General features: G+C 60.0%; 16 protein-coding genes. 9 read left to right on the top strand and 7 right to left on the bottom strand.

Translation table 11 applies throughout. From position 1 onward, the window contains the following. Positions 1–3 precede the first annotated feature (3 nt). Both HGP31_RS18450 and galE read left to right on the top strand, forming a co-directional pair. Complete coding sequence (locus HGP31_RS18450; RefSeq protein WP_168758359.1) at positions 4–2,634, top strand: cellulase family glycosylhydrolase; 2,631 nt, start codon at positions 4–6, stop codon at positions 2,632–2,634. A gap of 71 nt (positions 2,635–2,705) precedes the next feature. Further along, on the top strand, positions 2,706–3,683 hold the full coding sequence (gene galE / locus HGP31_RS18455) for a UDP-glucose 4-epimerase GalE (RefSeq protein WP_020799632.1): 978 nt from the start codon (positions 2,706–2,708) through the stop codon (positions 3,681–3,683). Positions 3,684–4,437: 754 nt separating this feature from the next. On the opposite strand, the gene HGP31_RS18460 is transcribed toward galE, so the two are convergent. After that, complete coding sequence (locus HGP31_RS18460; protein ID WP_168758360.1) at positions 4,438–5,844, bottom strand: purine-cytosine permease family protein; 1,407 nt, start codon at positions 5,842–5,844, stop codon at positions 4,438–4,440. Positions 5,845–6,167: 323 nt separating this feature from the next. On the opposite strand from HGP31_RS18460, the gene HGP31_RS18465 reads away from it, so the two are divergent. From HGP31_RS18465 to folD, 6 genes are all read left to right on the top strand, one after another. Further along, complete coding sequence (locus HGP31_RS18465) at positions 6,168–6,653, top strand: flavin reductase family protein (protein WP_008061453.1); 486 nt, start codon at positions 6,168–6,170, stop codon at positions 6,651–6,653. A gap of 180 nt (positions 6,654–6,833) precedes the next feature. After that, the gene (locus tag HGP31_RS18470) at positions 6,834–7,877 is read left to right on the top strand and encodes an LLM class flavin-dependent oxidoreductase (protein ID WP_020801142.1); all 1,044 of its coding nucleotides are present in this window, start codon (positions 6,834–6,836) and stop codon (positions 7,875–7,877) included. 132 nt (positions 7,878–8,009) lie between these two features. After that, positions 8,010–8,165, top strand: coding sequence for a hypothetical protein (locus HGP31_RS18475; protein WP_020801141.1), 156 nt, complete (start codon positions 8,010–8,012; stop codon positions 8,163–8,165). Between the two features lie 92 nt (positions 8,166–8,257). Further along, positions 8,258–8,935 (top strand): cysteine hydrolase family protein, encoded by a 678-nt coding sequence (locus tag HGP31_RS18480; protein ID WP_020801140.1) that lies wholly within the window; start codon positions 8,258–8,260, stop codon positions 8,933–8,935. A 5-nt stretch (positions 8,936–8,940) separates the two neighbouring features. Next, on the top strand, positions 8,941–10,302 hold the full coding sequence (locus tag HGP31_RS18485; RefSeq protein WP_168758361.1) for a purine-cytosine permease family protein: 1,362 nt from the start codon (positions 8,941–8,943) through the stop codon (positions 10,300–10,302). Positions 10,303–10,524: 222 nt separating this feature from the next. Then, complete coding sequence (gene folD, locus HGP31_RS18490; RefSeq protein WP_020801138.1) at positions 10,525–11,430, top strand: bifunctional methylenetetrahydrofolate dehydrogenase/methenyltetrahydrofolate cyclohydrolase FolD; 906 nt, start codon at positions 10,525–10,527, stop codon at positions 11,428–11,430. A gap of 117 nt (positions 11,431–11,547) precedes the next feature. Here folD and HGP31_RS18495 read toward each other — a convergent pair whose 3' ends face one another. The 5 genes from HGP31_RS18495 to glnT form a co-directional block, all read right to left on the bottom strand. Further along, the gene (locus tag HGP31_RS18495; protein WP_168758362.1) at positions 11,548–12,873 is read right to left on the bottom strand and encodes an ammonium transporter; all 1,326 of its coding nucleotides are present in this window, start codon (positions 12,871–12,873) and stop codon (positions 11,548–11,550) included. Positions 12,874–12,999: 126 nt separating this feature from the next. Further along, positions 13,000–14,322, bottom strand: coding sequence for an FMN-binding glutamate synthase family protein (locus HGP31_RS18500; RefSeq protein WP_020801136.1), 1,323 nt, complete (start codon positions 14,320–14,322; stop codon positions 13,000–13,002). A 20-nt stretch (positions 14,323–14,342) separates the two neighbouring features. Next, positions 14,343–15,026: a GltB/FmdC/FwdC-like GXGXG domain-containing protein gene (locus HGP31_RS18505; RefSeq protein ID WP_151142666.1), complete on the bottom strand. Its 684-nt coding sequence runs from the start codon at positions 15,024–15,026 to the stop codon at positions 14,343–14,345. A gap of 11 nt (positions 15,027–15,037) precedes the next feature. Beyond that, on the bottom strand, positions 15,038–15,943 hold the full coding sequence (locus HGP31_RS18510) for a class II glutamine amidotransferase (protein WP_020801134.1): 906 nt from the start codon (positions 15,941–15,943) through the stop codon (positions 15,038–15,040). A 77-nt stretch (positions 15,944–16,020) separates the two neighbouring features. Next, the gene (glnT, locus tag HGP31_RS18515) at positions 16,021–17,355 is read right to left on the bottom strand and encodes a type III glutamate--ammonia ligase (protein WP_020801133.1); all 1,335 of its coding nucleotides are present in this window, start codon (positions 17,353–17,355) and stop codon (positions 16,021–16,023) included. A gap of 266 nt (positions 17,356–17,621) precedes the next feature. Between glnT and HGP31_RS18520 the strand changes: the two genes are divergently transcribed. Then, positions 17,622–18,221, top strand: coding sequence for a helix-turn-helix domain-containing protein (locus tag HGP31_RS18520; protein WP_020801132.1), 600 nt, complete (start codon positions 17,622–17,624; stop codon positions 18,219–18,221). Between the two features lie 109 nt (positions 18,222–18,330). On the opposite strand, the gene HGP31_RS18525 is transcribed toward HGP31_RS18520, so the two are convergent. Beyond that, positions 18,331–19,599: an IS110 family RNA-guided transposase gene (locus HGP31_RS18525; RefSeq protein WP_042955929.1), complete on the bottom strand. Its 1,269-nt coding sequence runs from the start codon at positions 19,597–19,599 to the stop codon at positions 18,331–18,333. Between the last annotated feature and the right edge of the window lie 186 nt (positions 19,600–19,785).

The following is a 19,785-nucleotide window of genomic DNA, read 5'->3' on the forward strand; positions in this document are numbered from 1 at the left end:
CTCATGACGTGTTTTTTTTACCGCATGCCTTTGCTGTCAGTCTTTCTCCTGACCGTTGCCATTTGGCCATTGAGTACCCGGGCGGCGGAGTGGGTCGCCAGTGTGGATGAACGCAGCGGCCTGCCCCAGGTCACGCGTGGTGGCAGCCCTGCCATGGCCTCTCAATTCGTCTTTTGGGGTGGCAACTGGGACTGGGCGGATTTCACCCCCTCGCTCAAGGTGATCTCGCCCTTTGTCTACGCCATGGAGGGCAAGAGCCAGAAGCTCGATTTCGATGCGACCGGGCAGATACGCAAGCAAGACGAGCAGACGTTGAGCATCAACCTTGTGCTGGATGCCCGCAGCCTCAAGACGAACGTGATGGGCGGGGGTATCGTCTTCAACTTCGACCCGGCCCTTGCCGAAGCAATGGGTGAGCCGGTGTTGCTGCCTGGCAACCGTGGCTGGACCTGGGGCAATGCCCAGGGGCGGCGCATCGAGATGCGCTTCGAACCCGCGCTGGCGAGGGTGTATTTCGAACCGGGTGATCGATCCCAGGTGCGGGCGTTTCTCTACAAGGACCGGATCAAGCCCGGTCGCGAAAACTTCAAAGCCACGTTCAGCGTATCTGGCGATGTGGTGCTGGGGCCGACCGCCGCCGAGCGCTTTGGAATTGCGGATCCGAAAAGCTGGCCGAGCGATCGACTGGACTGGAAAACCGCACCGGTCGACCTGTCCTTTCTCAATGCCCCGGAAAAACCTGCAGGCAAGCGTGGTTTCGTCAAGGCTGTGGGCGAGCAACTGCTGTTTGCCGACAACACCCCGGCGCGCTTCTGGGGCACCAACCTGTCGGCCTATACGTTATTTCAAACACCCGACGATGCGATCAAGCTGCAGGCCAAGCGTCTCTCGGCCCTGGGTTTCAATCTGGTGCGACTGCACCACCATGATTCGTGGTGGGTCCTTCCCAACATCTTCGGTGACGGCAGGAAAGTGCATGATACCCAGCGCCTGAGCGAAGAATCGCTGAAGAAGCTCGACTTGTGGATCAAGAGCCTCAAGGATGAGGGCATCTATGTATGGCTCGACATGCACGTTCAACGAGCCCTCTGGGCTAACGACAACATCTTTGCCTTCGATGAATTGCCGAAGAACGAGTATGGCATCGCCGACCTCAAAGGCTATGCGTACGTAAACGAGACGATCCAGCGGGCCATGAAACGCTTTGCCAAGGATTATCTGAGCCACGTGAACAGCTACACGGGCCTGGCCTACAAGGATGACCCGGCGGTTGCCGCCGTGCTGATCACCAACGAAAACGACATCACCCAACACTATGGCAACGCCCTGTTGCCCGACAAGTCCGTGCCCAAGCACAACGAACTGTACATGAAGGCTGCCAAAGCCTTCGCCAAACAGCACAACCTGCCTGAAGACCAGACCTGGCGATCCTGGGAGCCTGGCCCCGCCAAGCTGTTCCTCAACGACCTGGAACGGCGCTTCAACGTAGACATGATCGAGTCGTTGCGCGAGACCGGCGTGAAAGTGCCGATTGCCACGACCAGCAGTTGGGGCGGCAATGGCCTGAGCGCCCTGCCCGCCCTGACCGCCGGTGACGTGGTCGACGTGCATATCTACGGTGGCCCGGGGACCCTTGAGAAAAACCCGCTGGCCAGCGCCAGCCTGGTGGACTGGATTGGCGCCGGCCAGGTCGTCGGCAAACCCCTGACCGTCACCGAATGGAACAACGAACCCTTCCCGATAGCCGACCGCCACTCGCTGCCTCTGTACATGGCCGGCACGGCCAGCCATCAGGGCTGGGATGCGCTGATGCAATATGCCTATAGCCAGGAACCACTCACCGAGCAATCGGAGTCAGCCGGCAACTGGCACGCCTACAACGACCCGGCCATGTTGGCCACCCTGCCCGCCGCCGCCCTGCTTTATCGTCGCGGCGACGTTCACGAAGCCAAGACCACCTATGTCTTCGCGCCGACGCCAGAAACCCTGTTCAACCAACGCATTACACCCGACAGCTCGGCCCTGCTGCGCACCGCCATGGAGAAAGGCAAGCTGCAAATCGCCATGCCACAGACGCCGCAACTGCCCTGGTTGCAACCGGGCATCATCGCCAGGAACGCACAGGTGTTCCACGACCCGGCACAGTCTCTATTGGACGCCACGGCCAGCGAATCCACCACGGACACCGGTGAACTCAAGCGCAACTGGAAACAAGGCCTCTACACCATCGATACGCCTCGCACCCAGGCGGCCACCGGCTGGATCGGCGGCAATTCGATCCAGTTGGGCAATATCCAGGTGCAACTCAAGACCGCCTACGCCAGCGTCGTGGTGCAAAGCCTGGACGGCGTGCCCGTCGGCAAGTCCGCAGACCTGCTGATTTCCCTGGGCACCCGGGCTGTCCCCAAGGACAACGACAAGACGCCTTTCCATGTCGAGCCTCTGGAGGGCACGCTGTCCATCCAGGCCCCCCCGGGCTTGACGCTGTTCACCCAGGGCGGCCCCCTTGGGCAACTGGGGAAACTGCCTGCCACCTACCTGGATGGCCGCTACACCATCAAATTTGACGGCCTGCAGGCGTCCAATTGGTTATTCCTGAAAAAAGCATCGCAAGCGAGTGAAAATCTGAAGTGACGGCAAAGACCTTTTAAAGGACGGGTCAGCCGCCTTGCGCTGACACCGCAACAATATCAAGGAGAGGCGGCATGAAATTCCTGGTGATTGGCGGCGCAGGCTACATCGGTTCACACATGGTCAAGCAGTTGCTTGGCGCGGGGCACGAACTGGTGGTGGCGGACAACTTTTCCACGGGCTATCGCAGCGCGTTGCTGGGCGGAACACTGGTCGAGCTCGACATCGCCGACGCCCAGGCGCTGGACGCCTTGTTCGCCAGCCACCACTTCGATGCCGTGTTCCACTTCGCCTCCTTCATACAGGTGGGCGAATCCGTCACCGAACCGGCCAAGTACTACCAGAACAACCTGGCGGCCACCCTGACGCTGCTCAAGGCCATGGTTCGCGCCGGGGTCAAACGCTTCATTTTCTCCTCGACCGCCGCCGTTTATGGCGACCCGCAATACGTGCCCATCGATGAAGCGCACCCCAAGGCCGCGATCAACCCCTATGGTCGCACCAAGTGGATGGTGGAGCAGATGCTGGAAGATTTCGACCGCGCCTACGGGCTCAAGTCGGTCTGCCTGCGCTACTTCAACGCCGCCGGCGCGGACCCTGACGGGCAGTTGGGTGAACGCCATGAACCGGAAACCCATCTGCTGCCGCTGATCCTGCAGGCCGCTTCCGGACGGCGCAAAACCATCACCGTCTATGGCTTTGACTACGACACGCCGGACGGCACCTGTATCCGCGACTACATCCACGTTTGTGACCTGGTGGCCGCGCACGCCCTGGCCGTGGACTATTTATTCAAGGGTGGCAGCAGCACGGCGTTCAACCTGGGCAATGGCCAGGGCTTCTCGGTGCAACAAGTGATCGACACCGCGCGCCGCGTAACCGGCCGGGACATCTACATCGGCGAAGCTTCACGCCGCGCTGGCGACCCGCCACGGTTGGTGGCGGATGCGTCCAGGGCCAACACACTGCTGGGCTGGCGACCGCAATACGCCCGGTTGGAACAGATCGTGGCGCATGCCTGGGAGTGGGAGAGGAAGTATCCCTGGCATTGAAGGTGGGCATATTTAGTCAACAGAGTCCGGGTAGGCTGCAAGGCCGCCTTCGCTGGCAAGCCAGCTCCCACAGTAGATCGAGTACATTCGTCAGCGACTGGTTGGCTGCAAGGCCGCCTTCGCTGGCAGGCCAGCTCCCACAGTAGATCGAGTACATCCGTCAGCGGTTGGTTGGCTGCAAGGCCGCCTTCCCTGGCAAGCCAGCTCCCACAGAAAAGCAAAAGCAAAAGCAAAGCGGCGTACATCCCCACCCGCTCTTCACCACTCATCAGGCCGAGCGTTAGCTCGCCTTCAGCTTTTGATCTTGATCTACCCGCCCCTATCGGGAGGCTGAGCGGAGGTGTTCATCCGGGGATTGGCGCGCAGCGCCGTTCGACGCAGTCGAACACATCGCATGGAGGTGCCAGCGAAGCCAACCGGAGGGCGATGCCCCCGGATGAATGCCGGAGCGAAGGAACGCCGAGCCCTAGCGAGGGGCCGGACGCTGGGGCGAGCCTTTTTTTGCTTACTTTTTTTTGGCGTTTGAAAAAAAGTGAGTCGCCGTAAGGGCGAAACCCTAAGTGGCCGTTACCGCAGCAATGGATATGTACACCTGAAAGACAATCACCAGCTTTCAGGCCGCCTTCGCCGGCAAGCCTGGCTCCTACAAGACTCTTACCCCAGTGAGGTATGGACCCAAGTATGTTCCCCAATCACCCAAACAAAAATGCCCGGCAAAAGCCGGGCATCAAAGACAAACACCAGGACTCAAAATTCAGTCGGTATAACTCAACTCAGAAGCCCTGCCCTCCTGAGTCCGCCCACGCGTAGCCAGGCAGTAATAGAGCGGACAAGTCACCACCAACCCCACCAACCAGGATAAATCCGCACCCTCGACCAGATTGGCATAAGGCCCCACATACAACGACGTGTTGGCAAACGGCAACTGCACAATGATCCCGATGAAATACGCCACGATCGCATGCAGATTGAAGCGCCCATACATCCCGCCATCCGCACGGAAAATCGAGGCAATGTCATACCGCCCACGCTTGATCACATAGAAGTCGATCAGGTTGATCGAAGCCCATGGCACCAGCACCAACAGCAATGCCAGGATCAGCCCGATGAACTGCGAGATGAAATCCGCCGAAGCGCCCAATGCCACCACACAGCAACCCGCCAGCACACCGCTCGACAACATCACGCGCACCTTGATGCTCGGCGTCCACTGACTGGCGAACGTCTGGATCGAGGTGATGATCGACAGCACCGCGCCATACAGGTTCAAGGCGTTGTGGCTGATGATATTGAGCAGGAACAGCACCATCAGGATCGGTCCCAGCCAACCGGTGGATTGCTTCACCGCGGCCATCGCTTCAGTACCTTCCGGCGTCGCCAACACAGCCACCGCACCGAAGGTGAAGGACAGGATCGTGCCCAGGGTTGCCCCCAGGTAGGTGGCCCAGAACGGCTTGGCAATCCCGATATCCGCCGGCAGGTAACGCGAATAGTCCGACACGTAAGGCGAAAAGCTTATCTGCCAGATGATCCCCAGGGACACGGTGGCCAGCCAGCCGGACAGGTTAAAACCACCCCGGGTGAAAAAGTCCGCCGGCAGGTCATGGGCGAAGATGTAGAGGAACCCGGCGAGCAAGGCGCTGCCCATGACCCAGGTGCCGATGCGGTTGAGCGAATGGATGAAGCGGTAACCGATCACGCCGATCGCCGTGGCGCTGAGCGCTCCGATCAGGATGCTCGCCGGCACCGGTACCGAGGGCGCGATGCCGACAATCGACTTGCCCGCCAGGACGATGTTGGAGATGAAGAAGCCGATGTAGATCAGTGCGGCGAAGAACACGATCAGCAACGCGCCATAGCGGCCGAACTGGCCACGGCTCTGGACCATTTGTGGAATGCCCATGCGCGGCCCTTGCGCCGAGGCCAAGGCAATCACCAGCCCGCCCACCATGTGCCCGAGGGCAATCGCCAGCAGCCCCCAAAACATGTCGAGATGGAACACCTGGACCACCATGGCACCGGTAACGATGGGCAGCGGCGCGATGTTGGTGCTGAACCACAGGGTGAAGAGATCGCGGGCCTTCCCATGGCGCTCTGCGAGTGGAACGTAATCGACCGTGTGATTTTCAATCAACGGGTCTTGCCGGGACATCTGGGACATATGCATGAACTCGAGTTTGTCTGTTCTTATCTTTGTATGAAGCCAAACCGGGGGGACTCTCTGGCCGCCCCTCAGATGCGCACCATATTATGGTATTCCACCATTTGCACAAGACTGATTCGGTCTTTAAGCGCCCATCTGATCCGGCATCCTCCGGCCAATCTGCACCTATTGCCTGGCTGAAAGCCCCGCAAACACTGACTTAAAGACCAAAGGCATACGTTTATCGGACGACCAAAAAAGCCCTTGCAAACGTTGTATTACGGTATACCATCAGACCTACAAACTCATAAAAACCACGTTCCACTCCCGAGGACAGTCCAATGATCGATGCCGCCATCTACAAACAAGTCATGGGCTCGTTCCCGTCCGGCGTCTGCGTGATCACCACACTCGATGACGATGGGCAGGTCGTCGGCCTGACCGCCAGCGCCTTCAGCTCGCTGTCGATGGACCCGGCCCTGGTGCTGTTCTGCCCTAACTACAGCTCGGACTCCTACCCGGTCCTGATCAGGAACAAACGCTTCGCCATTCATGTGCTGTCCGGCGGCCAGCAGAGCGAAGCCTATGCCTTCGCACGCAAGGGCAAGGACAAGGCGCAAGGCATCGAGTGGACGTTGAGCGAACTCGGCAACCCGATCCTGGCCAACGCCACGGCGGTTATCGAATGCGAACTGTGGCGCGAGTATGAAGGGGGCGACCACGCGATCATGGTCGGCGCGGTGAAGAACCTGATCGTGCCCCAACACAATGCCGGGCCACTGGTGTATTGCCACGGCAAGATGGGCGCCCTGCCCGTTCTGGCCTGACACAGCAAAAGATCGCAGCCTTCGGCAGCTCCTACAGGGAGTATGTGAGCTTTTGTAGGAGCTGCCGAAGGCTGCGATCTTTTGATCTGATAGATTTTGCAGTATAACCGTATTATGGTATACCAATAATCAACAGCCCCGCAGTCGACGGGTCGACCACAAGAGATTCGAGGTAGCGTCATGAAATTTTCCCTGTTCGTACACATGGAACGTTGGGACGAAAGCGTCAGCCACCGCCAGTTGTTCGAAGACCTGACCGAACTGACGCTGATGGCCGAAGCCGGTGGTTTCAGCACCGTATGGATCGGTGAACACCACGCCATGGAATACACCATTTCGCCAAGCCCGATGCCACTGCTGGCGTACCTGGCTGGCAAGACCACCACCATTCATCTTGGCGCCGGCACCATCATCGCGCCGTTCTGGCACCCCATCCGGGTCGCCGGCGAATGCGCACTGCTCGATGTCATCAGCAACGGTCGCATGGAAGTGGGCCTGGCCCGTGGTGCTTACCAGGTTGAATTCGACCGTATGGCCGGCGGCATGCCAGCTTCCTCTGGTGGCCAGGCATTGCGCGAAATGGTCCCGGTGGTTCGAGCCCTGTGGCAAGGCGACTACGCCCATGACGGCGACATCTGGAAGTTCCCGACTTCCACCAGCGTGCCCAAGCCGATCCAGAAACCGAACCCGCCGATGTGGATCGCCGCCCGTGACCCGGACTCGCACAACTTCGCCGTCGCCAACGGCTGCAACGTGATGGTCACGCCGCTGATGAAAGGCGACGAAGAAGTCCTGGACCTGAAGAACAAATTCCAGACCGCCCTGGACAACAACCCGGACGTGCCGCGCCCACAATTGATGGTGCTGCGCCATACCCACGTGCATTCGGTCGACAATCCCGAAGGCTGGAAGGTCGGGGCCAAGGCGATCGCCAAGTTCTACCGCACATTCGATGCCTGGTTCGGCAACAAGGAAACCCCGGTCAACGGCTTCCTGGCACCGAGTCCGGAAGAGAAATTCGCCGGCCGTCCAGAGTTCGAACTGGAGAGCTTGCACAAGACCGCGATGATCGGCACCCCGGAAGAAATCATCCCGCGCATCAAGTACTACCAGGAGCTGGGCGTCGACGAGTTCAGCTTCTGGTGCGACAACAGCCTGCCGCATGCCGAGAAGAAGAAATCCCTGGAACTGTTTATCAAGCACGTAGTGCCAGCGTTCCGCTGAGCCCACCCCCTGTGGGAGCGAGCCTGCTCGCGAAGCGATCTGACAGTCGACATTGATGTTGGATGTGAAACCCTCTTCGCGAGCAGGCTCGCTCCCACAAGGATTGTTGAATGATGTCCAGGTTCGATTTCCATGCTCAATAATGGTCATCTCCGGTCACTCCCCCTTCCCTCCGGCGCCGCGCAGGCTTACCTGCGCGGCGAATGGACCGCTTCGCATATCCATTTGAAGCGCCTGCCCGCCAGTGTTTCCGCCAAGCAGAACGGCTTCTGGCAACCCGTTTACTGAGCCTGCCCAAATAGAAAGTCACGCACGCCATACCGCTTCATTGCGCGGTATGCACCGTGCATTGTGCTTCGGCTCATGATCAGGTTTGCCCCATGAACAATAACAACGCTCTGTTGATCATCGACATGCAACAGGAGGACGGTTTCGTCCTCGAACACTTCGACAAGGTGGTGGCCAATACGGCCTATCTTCTCGATACCGCCCGCCAGCAGCGGGTCCCGATCCTCTACACCCGCCACATCAATCAAGCCGATGGCAACGACTTGCCACGCGGCGAACCCCGTGCGTGCGATGGCGGTCCGAGCGGCTACCGCGCTGGCACCCGCCAGGTAGAGATCATCGAGCGCCTGGCCCCGCGGCCTGATGAAGCCATTATCGACAAAGGCCGCTACAGCGCCTTCCACCGTACCGACCTGGATGCCCGGCTCAAGGCGCTGGACGTCGACACCCTGATCATCAGCGGCGTGCTCACCGATGTCTGCGTGCTGACCACGGTGTTCGATGCGTTCGCCCTGGGTTATCACACTCGCCTGGTCAGCGACGCCTGCACCACGACCACCTTGGCCGGGCACTACTCGGCCCTGTTGATCATGGTCAACTGGGTCTACTCCCTGGAAATCCTCACCAGCAGTGAATGCCGGCGCGCCCTGCAAAACCTCGACTACTTGAGCCTCAATCCCGAGCACCCGGACCTGTTCGCCCACCAGCCCCATGAGCTGCCAGGCACCATCGCCCGGCTGCAAAACCACCTCGTGCGGACTCAGGAGTAATCGCCATGCAAGTCGAAAAAAGAAGCATCGATTTCATTCCCGAAGCCGAACGCCATGGCCGGCCAGGGTCGCTGTTCTTCATCTGGTTCGGCGCCAACATGAACATCACCACCATCGCCTCCGGGGTACTGCCGGTAGTGATGGGGCTCAACCTGTTCTGGAGCGCCCTGGCAATCGTCGTCGGCTCGCTGCTGGGGGCGATTTTCATGGCCTCCCATTCCGCCCAGGGGCCCAAGCTGGGCATCCCGCAGATGATCCAGAGCCGTGCGCAGTTCGGCGTACTCGGGGCGGTGTTGCCGCTGCTGTTCGTGATGCTGATTTACCTGGGGTTCTTCGTCAGCAACACCCTGCTTGCGGCGCAGGCGCTGGAGTCGGTCAGCCCGTTGCCGGCAAGCGGCAACATCTACCTGATCGGCGCCTTGTGTTTCGTGGTTGCGCTGTATGGCTATCGATTGATTCACCGTTTGCAGAAGCTGCTGTCGATCCTCTCGCTGCTAGTGTTCGCCGCCGCCACGTTGCTCGCCTTGCAACTGACGATCCCGGCCGAACAATGGCTGCCGACGGGCTTCTCGCTGTCGAAGTTCCTGGTGGCGGTGAGCATTGCCGTGACCTGGCAGCTGTCCTACGCGCCTTACGTCGCCGACTATTCTCGCTACCTGCCAAGCCGCGCGAGCGCCGCACAGGTGTTCTGGTACAGCTACGCCGGCACGGTCAGCGGCGGTGCCTGGATGATGATTCTCGGGGCGATCCTGAGCGTCGGGATCGGCGACTTCTCCAGTAATGTCGGAGGCCATGTTGCCGGGCTGTTTGGCAGCGGCGCGATCCTGCTATTCGCCTTCATCGTCTATGGCCAGGTGTCGATCAACGTGTTCAACCTGTACGGGGCGTTCATGTCGACCATCACGGTGATCGAACCCTTCGCGCGCTTGAAGGTGACGCCACGGGTACGCGGCCTGTTCATGCTGGTGATCAGCGTCATAGCGACCGGACTGTGCACCATCAGTCAGGACGACTTCATCACCTTCTTCCTCAACTTCATTTTCTTCATGAGCTACTTCCTGATTCCTTGGACGGCGATCAATCTGGTGGACTTCTATTGCCTGCGCAAGGGTGAGTACAGGATCGATGACATCTTCGACCTCAACGGGATTTATGGACGGGTCAACTGGATCGCCTGCGGCAGTTTCGTCCTGGCGATTGCCTTGGAGATTCCGTTCATGAATACCACCCTTTACGTCGGTCCGGTCGCCACAGCCCTCGACGGTGTCGACCTGGCCTGGCTGGTGGGCTTGCTGGTGCCGGCCTTGAGTTATTACTGGCTGATGAAACTCGGCAAGCGGGCCGAGCGAATCGGCGAACTGTCCTGACCCATCCCTGAAGACCACGACGCCGGATGACATGCCCGGCGTCGTGCCCTGGCCCCGGACATTGGTCAGCACACTGAATCCTGCGGTGTACGGGTGGTGCATGGCTGCCATCAACTGGTAGCCTGAGCATCCTTGCCTGCACGTCCCTGATCAATCATCGGGGCGCGACGACACCTTGATGATCGCTATACCTTCACTCAATCCAGACAACGGTGACCTACCTTGACCAGCACCAACCCCGCACTGGCCCGCGATATCGACGGCAAAGCAATCTCTGCCAAGGTTCTCGACGAGGTTCGAGAAGAGGTTCAGGTCCTGGCCCGCCAACAGATCTACCCCGCCCTGGCCGTATTGCTTGTCGGTGAAGACCCGGCCAGCGAGGTGTATGTGCGCAACAAACTGCTGCGGGCCAAGGAAGTCGGCATCCGTTCACTGGAGTACCGCCTGCCGGAAATCGCCAGCCAGAACGACGTGCTGCAACTGATCGCGCAGTTGAACGCCGACGTCACGGTGAACGGCATCCTGGTGCAATTACCCCTGCCGGCCCACATCGATGAAGCGGCGGTGATTCATGCCATTGACCCGATCAAGGACGTGGATGGTTTTCATCGGGAAAACGTCGGTGGACTGGTTCAAGGGATCGAAGTATTGACACCCTGCACACCCAGCGGTTGCATGCGGCTGCTGCAGGAAACCTGCGGTGACTTGAGTGGCCTGCACGCAGTCGTCATCGGCCGTTCGAACATTGTCGGCAAACCCATGGCGACGCTGTTGTTGCAGGCCGATTGCTCGGTCAGCGTGGTGCACTCGCGCAGCGTCGATGCGCCGACATTGTGCCGGATGGCGGACATCGTGGTGGTCGCGGTGGGTCGCCCACAGATGATTGACGCCAGCTGGCTCAAGCCCGGGGCGGTGGTGATTGATGTGGGGATTAATCGCATCACCACCGCATCGGGCACTCGACTGGTCGGCGATGTCGATTACGCCAGTGCACGCACTGTCGCCAGCGCAATCACGCCGGTGCCGGGTGGTGTCGGGCCGATGACCATTGCTTATCTGCTGAAGAACACCCTGGTTGCCAGCCAGTTGCAGCGTGGGGTCCGTACTCGCCACTCGATGCCACTGTAGGAGCGAGCCTGCTCGCGATGGTCTCAAGGGCGCCGCGTGTACCCAGACAACACGCGTTATCGTTAACGACCATCGCGAGCAGGCTCGCTCCTACAGGAAGAGGTAGATCACTGTCGATCAGTGGTTGTAGGCCCGCTCATTGTGCTCGCCCAGATCCAGGCCCAACTCCTCCACCGACTCATCGGCTCGCAGGCCGACCACGACATTCACCACTTTAAGAATGATCCAGCTGATGACGAAGCAATACACCGTCGTCAGCGCTACACCCTTGATCTGCGCCAGCACCTGCCCGCCCATGCTCACGCCTTCCACCAGCCCGCCCAGGGACGGCACGCAAAACACACCGGTCAACACTGCGCCGATCATCCCGCCGATGCCGTGAAGGCCAAACACATCGAGGCTGTCGTCATAACCGAAGCGGCGCTTGAGCACGGTGACGCTCAAGTAGCAAAACACCCCGCATAACAAACCGATGGCCAGGGCGCCGCCCACGCCCACATAGGCACACGCCGGCGTAATCCCCACCAGGCCGGCCAGGGCACCACTGGCCAGGCCCAGTGCACTCGGCTTGCCGACCTTGAACCACTCGGTGAACATCCAGCCAAGAATCCCGGCGCACGCCCCCAGTTGGGTGTTGAGCATGACGATGCCGGACGTACCACTGAGGCCGCCACCGGAACCGATGTTAAAGCCAAACCAGCCGACCCAGAGCATCGCTGCACCGGCCATGGTCAGGCTCAGGTTGTGCGCCGGCATCGGGGTATTTTCATAGCCCTTGCGCTTGCCCAGGATCAGGCAGGCGGCCAGCGCGGCGACACCGGCATTGATGTGCACCGCGGTGCCACCGGCAAAATCGAGGACTCCCCAGTTATGCATCAAGGCCCCCGCACCACCCCAGACCATGTGCGCCACCGGGGCGTACACCAGGGTGAACCACAGCGCCATGAACAACAGCGCCGCGGAGAATTTCATGCGTTCGGCGAAGGCACCAGCAATCAGCGCCGGGGTGATGATGGCAAAGGTCATCTGGAAGGTCACGAACACCCCTTCCGGAATCTCCCCGACCAGGCTTTGCGGAGTCATTCCGGAAAGGAAGGCACGGCTCATGCCGCCGACAAAACTGTTGAAGGACACCTCGCCCTCGACCATGCCCGTGGTGTCGACCACCATGCTGTAGCCGTAGATCACCCACAGGACGCCCACCAGCCCTGCAATGCCGAAACACTGGGTGAACAACGACAACATGTTTTTCGCCCGCACCAGGCCGCCATAGAACAGGGCGAGACCGGGCAGGCACATGAACAGCACCAATACCGTGGCGGTCACCATCCAGGCGGTGCTGCCGGTGTTCAATGCTGGTGCATCGGCAGCCTGCGCCAAGGACACCAGCGCACCACTCGCCAATAAGCCAACAAGGGATTTGCCGAGAAGACGATTGACCATGTTCAAAGCTCCTGCAATGGAAATGGGAAGTGTCGGCAGCGAGCAAGTGTTGGCGCGTGAGCCTCTTGGCGGGCCCCCTAATCTGATCGTTCCCACGCTCCTGCGTGGGAACGATCCAAATCAACCTCAGAAACCGGAACCCGGGATCCAGCTTGTCCCCGCCAGCGGCACCCGCGCCATGGCCGCCGACTCCACCGTCAACGCCACCAGATCCTCCGGGTCCAGGTTATGCAGGTGCGACTTGCCGCACGCCCGGGCCATGGTCTGGGCTTCCAGCACCAGCACCCGCAGGTAATTGGCCAGGCGGCGACCACCTTCCACCGGGTCCAGGCGCTTGGACAGCTCCGGGTCCTGAGTGGTGATCCCTGCCGGGTCACGGCCGTTCTGCCAGTCGTCATAAAAGCCTGCGGCTGAACCAATCTTGTGCAGTTCTTCATCCAGCCGCGGGTGGTTGTCGCCCAGCGCAATCAGGGCCGCCGTGCCAATGGCCACCGCGTCCGCGCCCAGCGCCATGGCCTTGGCCACGTCGGCACCGTTGCGAATCCCTCCCGAAACGATCAGTTGGACCTTGCGATGCATGCCCATCTCTTGCAAAGCCTGTACCGCTTGCGGGATGGCCGGCAAAATCGGAATCCCAACGTGCTCGATGAACACTTCCTGGGTCGCCGCCGTGCCGCCCTGCATGCCGTCGAGCACAATCACGTCGGCCCCGGCCTTCACCGCCAGCTTGACGTCGTAGTACGGGCGACTGGCGCCGATCTTGACGTAGATCGGCTTCTCCCAATCGGTGATTTCACGGATCTCGGCGATCTTGATCGCCAGGTCATCCGGGCCAGTCCAGTCCGGATGACGGCAGGCGCTGCGCTGGTCGACGCCGATCGGCAAGGTGCGCATGCCGGCCACGCGCTCGGTGACTTTCATACCCAGCAACATGCCGCCGCCACCGGGTTTGGCACCCTGCCCCAGGACGATTTCGATGGCGTCCGCCTTGCGCAGGTCATCCGGGTTCATGCCGTAGCGCGATGGCAGGTACTGATAGACCAGATGCTGCGACTGCCCGCGCTCCTCCGGGGTCATGCCGCCATCACCGGTAGTGGTGCTGGTACCAGCGATGGTCGCACCACGGCCCAGGGCTTCCTTGGCATTGGCCGACAGCGCACCGAAGCTCATGCCGGCGATGGTCACCGGGATCTTCAGGTGGATCGGTTTCTTGGCGAAGCGGTTGCCGAGGATCACATCGGTGCCGCACTTTTCCCGATAGCCTTCCAGCGGGTAGCGCGACACGCTGGCGCCGAGCAGGAGCAAGTCATCGAAGTGCGGGACCTTGCGCTTGGTACCACCGCCGCGAATGTCATAGATGCCGGTCTCGGCGGCGCGCTGGATTTCCTGGATGGTCAGGCGGTCGAAAGTCGCGGACTCGCGCAACACTGGAGGGGTTTTCTCATTCATATCTGTTCTCCTCGCGTGGATCAGTACGCGGACGCGTTATCGACTTTGAAGTTGTACAACTGACGGGCCGAGCCATAGCGCTTGAAGTCGGCGGCCTTGTGCTCGAAACCGGCGCGCTTTAGCAGCACTTGCAGTTCTTCCAGGTGTTCGGCACGCATCTCTTTCTCGATGCAGTCCGACCCCAACGACGCGACCTTGCCCTTCACGTAAATGTGCGTTTCATACAGCGAATCGCCCAGCGCATCACCGGCATCGCCGCAGACGACCAAACGCCCGGCTTGACCCATGAAACAGCTCATGTGGCCAATGCTGCCGCCGACCACGATGTCGATGCCTTTCATGGAAATCCCGCAGCGGGCCCCGGCATCGCCTTCGATCACCAGCAACCCGCCATGGGCGGTGGCGCCGGCGGCCTGGGACGCGCTGCCCTTGATCCGCACCACGCCTGACATCATGTTTTCCGCGACACCCACACCGGCGTTGCCGTGCACGGTGATGCTCGCTTGCTGGTTCATGCCCGCGCAGTAATAACCGGCGTGCCCCTGGATATCGATGGACACGGCCTGGTTCACCCCGACGGCGAGGTTGTGCTTGCCGTTGGCATGGGTCACCACCCACTCACGGTCTTCTACGTTGTGCACTTGGTCATGCAACGCCTGATTGAGGTCGCGCACGCTGGCAATGGAAAGATCGATGGTTTTCATGTGTGCGCTCCTTAAGCTGACTCGCGTTCCCAGATGTACAAGGTGGCCGGTGCCGGCTCCCAGATCCTGGCGTTCTCAATGCCCGGAAGGCTCGACAACGCCTGGTATTCCGAGGCCATGGCGACGTAGTCGTCGGTCTCGGCGAGGATCGCCGGCTTGCAGGCAATCGGGTCGCGGATCACCGCAAAGCCGTTGCGAGTACCAATGGCGAAGGTGAAGAAACCGTCGAGGTCCTCCAGTGCATGGTCCAGTGCCTCTTTCAACGAATCGCCCTGCTGCAGGCGCCAGGTCAGATAACCGGCGGCCACTTCGGTGTCGTTGTCGGTTTCGAACTGGATGCCTTCACGCTTGAGTTCCTGGCGCAGGCGGAAGTGGTTGGACAGCGAGCCGTTGTGCACCAGGCACAGGTCGGCACCGGTGGAAAACGGGTGGCTGCCTTCCAGGGTCACCGCGCTTTCGGTGGCCATGCGGGTGTGGCCGATGATGTGGCTACCCTGCATGCCGGCCAGGCCAAAGCGCTGGGAAATCTCTTGGGGCAAGCCCATGCCCTTGAGGATCTCGATGCTCTGCCCGGCGCTCATGATGCGCACGCCCGGCGCCAGTTCGGCGAGGGCCAGACGCACCGGAGTTTCTTCTGCGTGGATTTTCAATACCGCGGCGCTGGCGTTCTGGAACCAGTCCAGCGAGCAGCCGAGACGACCTTCCAGATCGCCCATCAGGGCCGGCCAATCGAAGCTTTCGTGGGTTGCCTGCAGGGTCAGCTTGACCCAGCCAGCCGCCACTTCATCGCCATAAATGGCGAAGCCGGCGCTGTCCGGGCCACGGTCGGTCATAGCCTGCAACATCGGCTCGAACAGTTGGCCCAGCCGGGATTCCAGCTGCGGGTTTTTCAGGTAAAGACCTACGATTCCACACATGACAACAGTCCTCACTACGTTCGGCAGCCGCAAGTTTCAAGCTGCGAGATGGTTCGTTTTTGCGCATCTGCTAGCGCTTAGAAAAATTCGGTGTAGCGCGCGACTTCCCAGTCACTCACATGGCGGCTGTACTCCACCCACTCCATGCGCTTGAGCTTGATAAACTCGCCCACGATCTGCGGGCCCAGCACTTCGGCGAACAACGGGTCGGCCTCCAGCGCATCGCAGGCTTCCTTGAGCGATTGCGGCAAGGTCTTGATGCCGCGCGCGGCGATCTGCGCAAGGCTCAGGCTGTAGAGGTTTTCGTTGCAGACGTGGTCGATTTCCAATTGGCGGTCGATGCCGTCCAGGCCCGCCGCGATGATCGCGGCGCTGACCAGATAGGGGTTGCAGCCGGCATCCGGCAAGCGAAATTCCAGGCGGCCGTAAGGCACCCGGACCATTGCCGAACGGTTATTGGCGCCGAAGGCAATAAACGCCGGCGCCCAGGTAGCGCCGGACAACGAATTGCCCACCACCAGACGCTTGTAGGAGTTGACCGTGGGCGCGGCGAAGGCACACAGCGCCGGGCCATGGGCAAGTAGACCGGCAGCGAAGTGATAGGCCATTTTCGACAGGCCCATGCCGCTCGGGTCGCTGGCGTCGTGGAACAGATTCCTGTTCTCGGCGCTGCTGATCGACAGGTGAAAGTGCATGCCGTTGCCGGCGCGCTTCGGGTCGGGCTTGGGCATGAATGAACAGATCATGCCCAGGTCATTGGCGATCTCGCCGGCGGCCATGCGAAAGAAGGTGAAGCGATCCGCCGAGGTCATGGCATCGCTGTAGGTGTAGTTGATCTCGAACTGGCCGTTGGCGTCTTCGTGATCGATTTGATAGACCTCGAAATCCACTGCCTGCAAGGCCTCGGTCAAGCGTTCAAGGAACACTCGGGAGCGCGACAGGCCCTTGTAGTCGTAGCAAGGCTTGTCCAGGTTGTCGCTCAGGTCGACCAGCTGCAACTTGCCCTGTTCGTCGCGGCGCATCAGGTTGAACTCCGGCTCCAGACCGGTGTTGAGGGTCCAGCCCTTGTCCTCCAGCCGCCGGATCTGCTGCTGCAATACATAACGGCTGTCATAGGGATGCGGTTTGCCATCGACATGCCCGACGCACACTACCCGGCCATACCCCGGCTGCCAGGGCACGGGCGTCAGTGTGGCCAGGTCGCCGCGGGCCATGAAGTCCGGACCGTGGGGCTCCATGCCCATGCCACTGATCGCGAACCCGGCAAAACCGGCGCCCTCTTCGGCCACCGTCTTGAGCCCACAGATCGGCACCGACTTGGTCTTGGCCGCACCATGGATATCGACAAACTGCGCAAGCACGTACTTGATGCCGTGCTTGTCGATGATGCGCTGGGTTTCTGCTGGCAACATTGCTCGTCACTCCTCGCGAAAGGCAAATCTCTAGTGGGTTGGCCCTGACTTTCCATTTATTCCTGAAAAGAAAGTTTGTTTCCCAATAGGAATGCAAGGCCCTTGCCAGATTCGCGACGGGTGCGTGATAAACCCTGTTGTGCTGTTTATATGGGAAAAATCTTTTCCCCATGGGAATATTGGCTGATGGATGTGTTGCGGACGACGCAACTTGCACTTTCTCAGTGCGAAACTAATATTACTGAACGGAAAGTGTGCAGACGACTATGCCAACCGAAACCGCCCCTCGCCTCAAGCTCGAGCAATACCTGGGCTTGCAGATCAAGCGCCAGCGCCAGGCCCAGGACCTGAAATTGTCCGATGTGGCGAAAATCGCCGATATCAGCCAGGGCATGCTGAGCAAGATCGAAAACGCCCAGGTCTCCACCAGCCTCGACACCCTCAGCCGCCTGTGTGACGTGCTGGGCTTGCCGCTATCGAAATTGTTCAGTGAGTACGACCAGCAGGACGGCAGCGCACTCTTGGTCAAGGCCGACCAAGGCATGGAGGTGGTGCGCCGGGGGACAGAGAAAGGCCACACCTACCATTTGCTTAACCACACTCGTGGGCCCAAGAAGAGTTTCGAGGCCTACATGGTGAGCATGGATGACGCCAGCGAAGAATTTCCAACCTTCTCCCACCCCGGCACCGAGTTTTTGCATTTGCTTGAAGGCGAGCTGATTTATCGCCACGGCAATCAGCTGTATCGCATGGAGGCTGGGGACAGCCTGACCTTCGAGGGCGAAATTCCCCATGGCCCTGAGGCGTTGGTGCAGGTGCCGATCCGGATGTTGTCGATCATGAACTACGGCAGCGACAAAGAGTGATTTAAGCCACATCCAAAATCAAACCGGTCACCCGCCTCGCTTTGGCTGTTGCTGTTGCTGTTGCTTTGGCTCTAGATCCACCCGCCCCTTCACGCCCTGAGCCTGTCCGTCAACCTGAGACTACCTCCATCGGCGCCTCTACCAACGTGGATCCACGCCCCGTCAAAGCCTGCAAGTAAGCCTTTTCGTCATAGTAGGTGCTGGTTTTCCAGCACCTATAGACGATTCTGATCCACTTGAAAGCGAGTGCTCTCAGGGTCGCCTGGTATGAGCAGCCTTTAGCCCGCTGCTGCCGATAATAAGCCTCGGCCCACGTTGATTGAGTGATGCTGTGAGCGGCCCATTCCACAAAGGTCTGACGCAAGAAGGTTGAGCATTGGTAGCGCCAATACACCACTGTCTTCTTGCCGCTACGCTGGGTCACGGGTGCGATTCCGGCATATCGCTGCATTGCATTGGCGTCGCTAAATCGATCACGCTGTTCACCAAAAGCCACCATCAGACGCGGTGCAAGATGTTGGCCGGCGCCAGGGAGTGCCTTGAAGATCGGGTAATCGGCCAAGCTGTTGGCCGTTTCTTGAATCTCGCGATCAAAATCCTTGAGGGTGCAAATGAGCCCTTTGAGTTGCGACGCCAAGGCTGTTGCGTACAACTGCGAAGGACGTATTACCCCCGGGTCCTGCGTCAAGGGCATCGCTTGGGTGATGATTTCCCAGCGCGTTTGATTGAGTTGAGCGTGACGAGCGTTGTGCTCGTTAAAGAACTTGAGAAAAGTACTCTGGCGAGAGCGCTTGAGGTGTTCAAGCGTGGGCCAGCGCATCAGAAAGTCACAGAACACCACGCTGTCATGATTGCTAAACAGCTCCAGGGCCGCTGGATAGTACTGTTTGAGCGTACAGATCAGGCGGTTGCTGACCTTTACTCGCTCATCAACCAGTGCCCGTCGATGTTCTGTCAGGCTGGCCAAAATACGCATCGCCGGGCTTTGCGGCATCAGCTGCGCAAACCGTTGGGGATAGGTGAGCAACAACTCAAGCGCCCATTGCGCATCGGTCGGATCATCCTTGGCACCGCTGCCGACAAAGGCTTTACGGTGTTTGGCCAAGGTACTCGGATTGATGGGGAACAGGCAAAAGAACTCGTACTTTTGCAGGGCCGCCACCAACGGGCCTTTGTTGAGCTCAAGAGCAATCGCAATCGGAGCGCCGTAGCGCTCAAATAACGATTTCGCCCAGCGATCAATCGACTGGGGCGTGTGGTCGATCACAGAGAAGTGCCGCCGGGATTCCCCCGCGACCTGCAAACACACGTCGTGCTTGGTATCGGCCCAATCTATTCCGACATAAGCAGTGAATCTCTGAGACAGGAGCGTTTGCATCAACAACCTCCACCGGCGCTAAAGTACATGCAGGGACATGCATGCTTGCGTCCAGCGAAAGCGATATAGAGAGCCGTGTCGGGCTTTCCCTGAGTATTCGTTAGAGGGCGCAAGCGCACCTGTGGGCTCGAAAGTGAAGGGGTAATCATCACGTGCTTGGGAGGCATATTCGTAGCCCACAGGTGC

Source organism: Pseudomonas umsongensis, from assembly GCF_012647205.1.
Classification (GTDB): Bacteria; Pseudomonadota; Gammaproteobacteria; order Pseudomonadales; family Pseudomonadaceae; genus Aquipseudomonas; species Aquipseudomonas umsongensis.

Bases quoted from the DNA above. Each gene is read 5' to 3' on its own strand.
- HGP31_RS18450 (WP_168758359.1), top strand. From the start codon at position 4: ATGACGTGTTTTTTTTACCGCATGCCTTTGCTGTCAGTCTTTCTCCTG.
- galE (WP_020799632.1), top strand. From the start codon at position 2,706: ATGAAATTCCTGGTGATTGGCGGCGCAGGCTACATCGGTTCACACATG.
- HGP31_RS18460 (WP_168758360.1), bottom strand. From the start codon at position 5,844: ATGTCCCAGATGTCCCGGCAAGACCCGTTGATTGAAAATCACACGGTC.
- HGP31_RS18465 (WP_008061453.1), top strand. From the start codon at position 6,168: ATGATCGATGCCGCCATCTACAAACAAGTCATGGGCTCGTTCCCGTCC.
- HGP31_RS18470 (WP_020801142.1), top strand. From the start codon at position 6,834: ATGAAATTTTCCCTGTTCGTACACATGGAACGTTGGGACGAAAGCGTC.
- HGP31_RS18475 (WP_020801141.1), top strand. From the start codon at position 8,010: ATGCTCAATAATGGTCATCTCCGGTCACTCCCCCTTCCCTCCGGCGCC.
- HGP31_RS18480 (WP_020801140.1), top strand. From the start codon at position 8,258: ATGAACAATAACAACGCTCTGTTGATCATCGACATGCAACAGGAGGAC.
- HGP31_RS18485 (WP_168758361.1), top strand. From the start codon at position 8,941: ATGCAAGTCGAAAAAAGAAGCATCGATTTCATTCCCGAAGCCGAACGC.
- HGP31_RS18495 (WP_168758362.1), bottom strand. From the start codon at position 12,873: ATGGTCAATCGTCTTCTCGGCAAATCCCTTGTTGGCTTATTGGCGAGT.
- HGP31_RS18500 (WP_020801136.1), bottom strand. From the start codon at position 14,322: ATGAATGAGAAAACCCCTCCAGTGTTGCGCGAGTCCGCGACTTTCGAC.
- HGP31_RS18505 (WP_151142666.1), bottom strand. From the start codon at position 15,026: ATGAAAACCATCGATCTTTCCATTGCCAGCGTGCGCGACCTCAATCAG.
- HGP31_RS18510 (WP_020801134.1), bottom strand. From the start codon at position 15,943: ATGTGTGGAATCGTAGGTCTTTACCTGAAAAACCCGCAGCTGGAATCC.
- glnT (WP_020801133.1), bottom strand. From the start codon at position 17,355: ATGTTGCCAGCAGAAACCCAGCGCATCATCGACAAGCACGGCATCAAG.
- HGP31_RS18520 (WP_020801132.1), top strand. From the start codon at position 17,622: ATGCCAACCGAAACCGCCCCTCGCCTCAAGCTCGAGCAATACCTGGGC.
- HGP31_RS18525 (WP_042955929.1), bottom strand. From the start codon at position 19,599: ATGCAAACGCTCCTGTCTCAGAGATTCACTGCTTATGTCGGAATAGAT.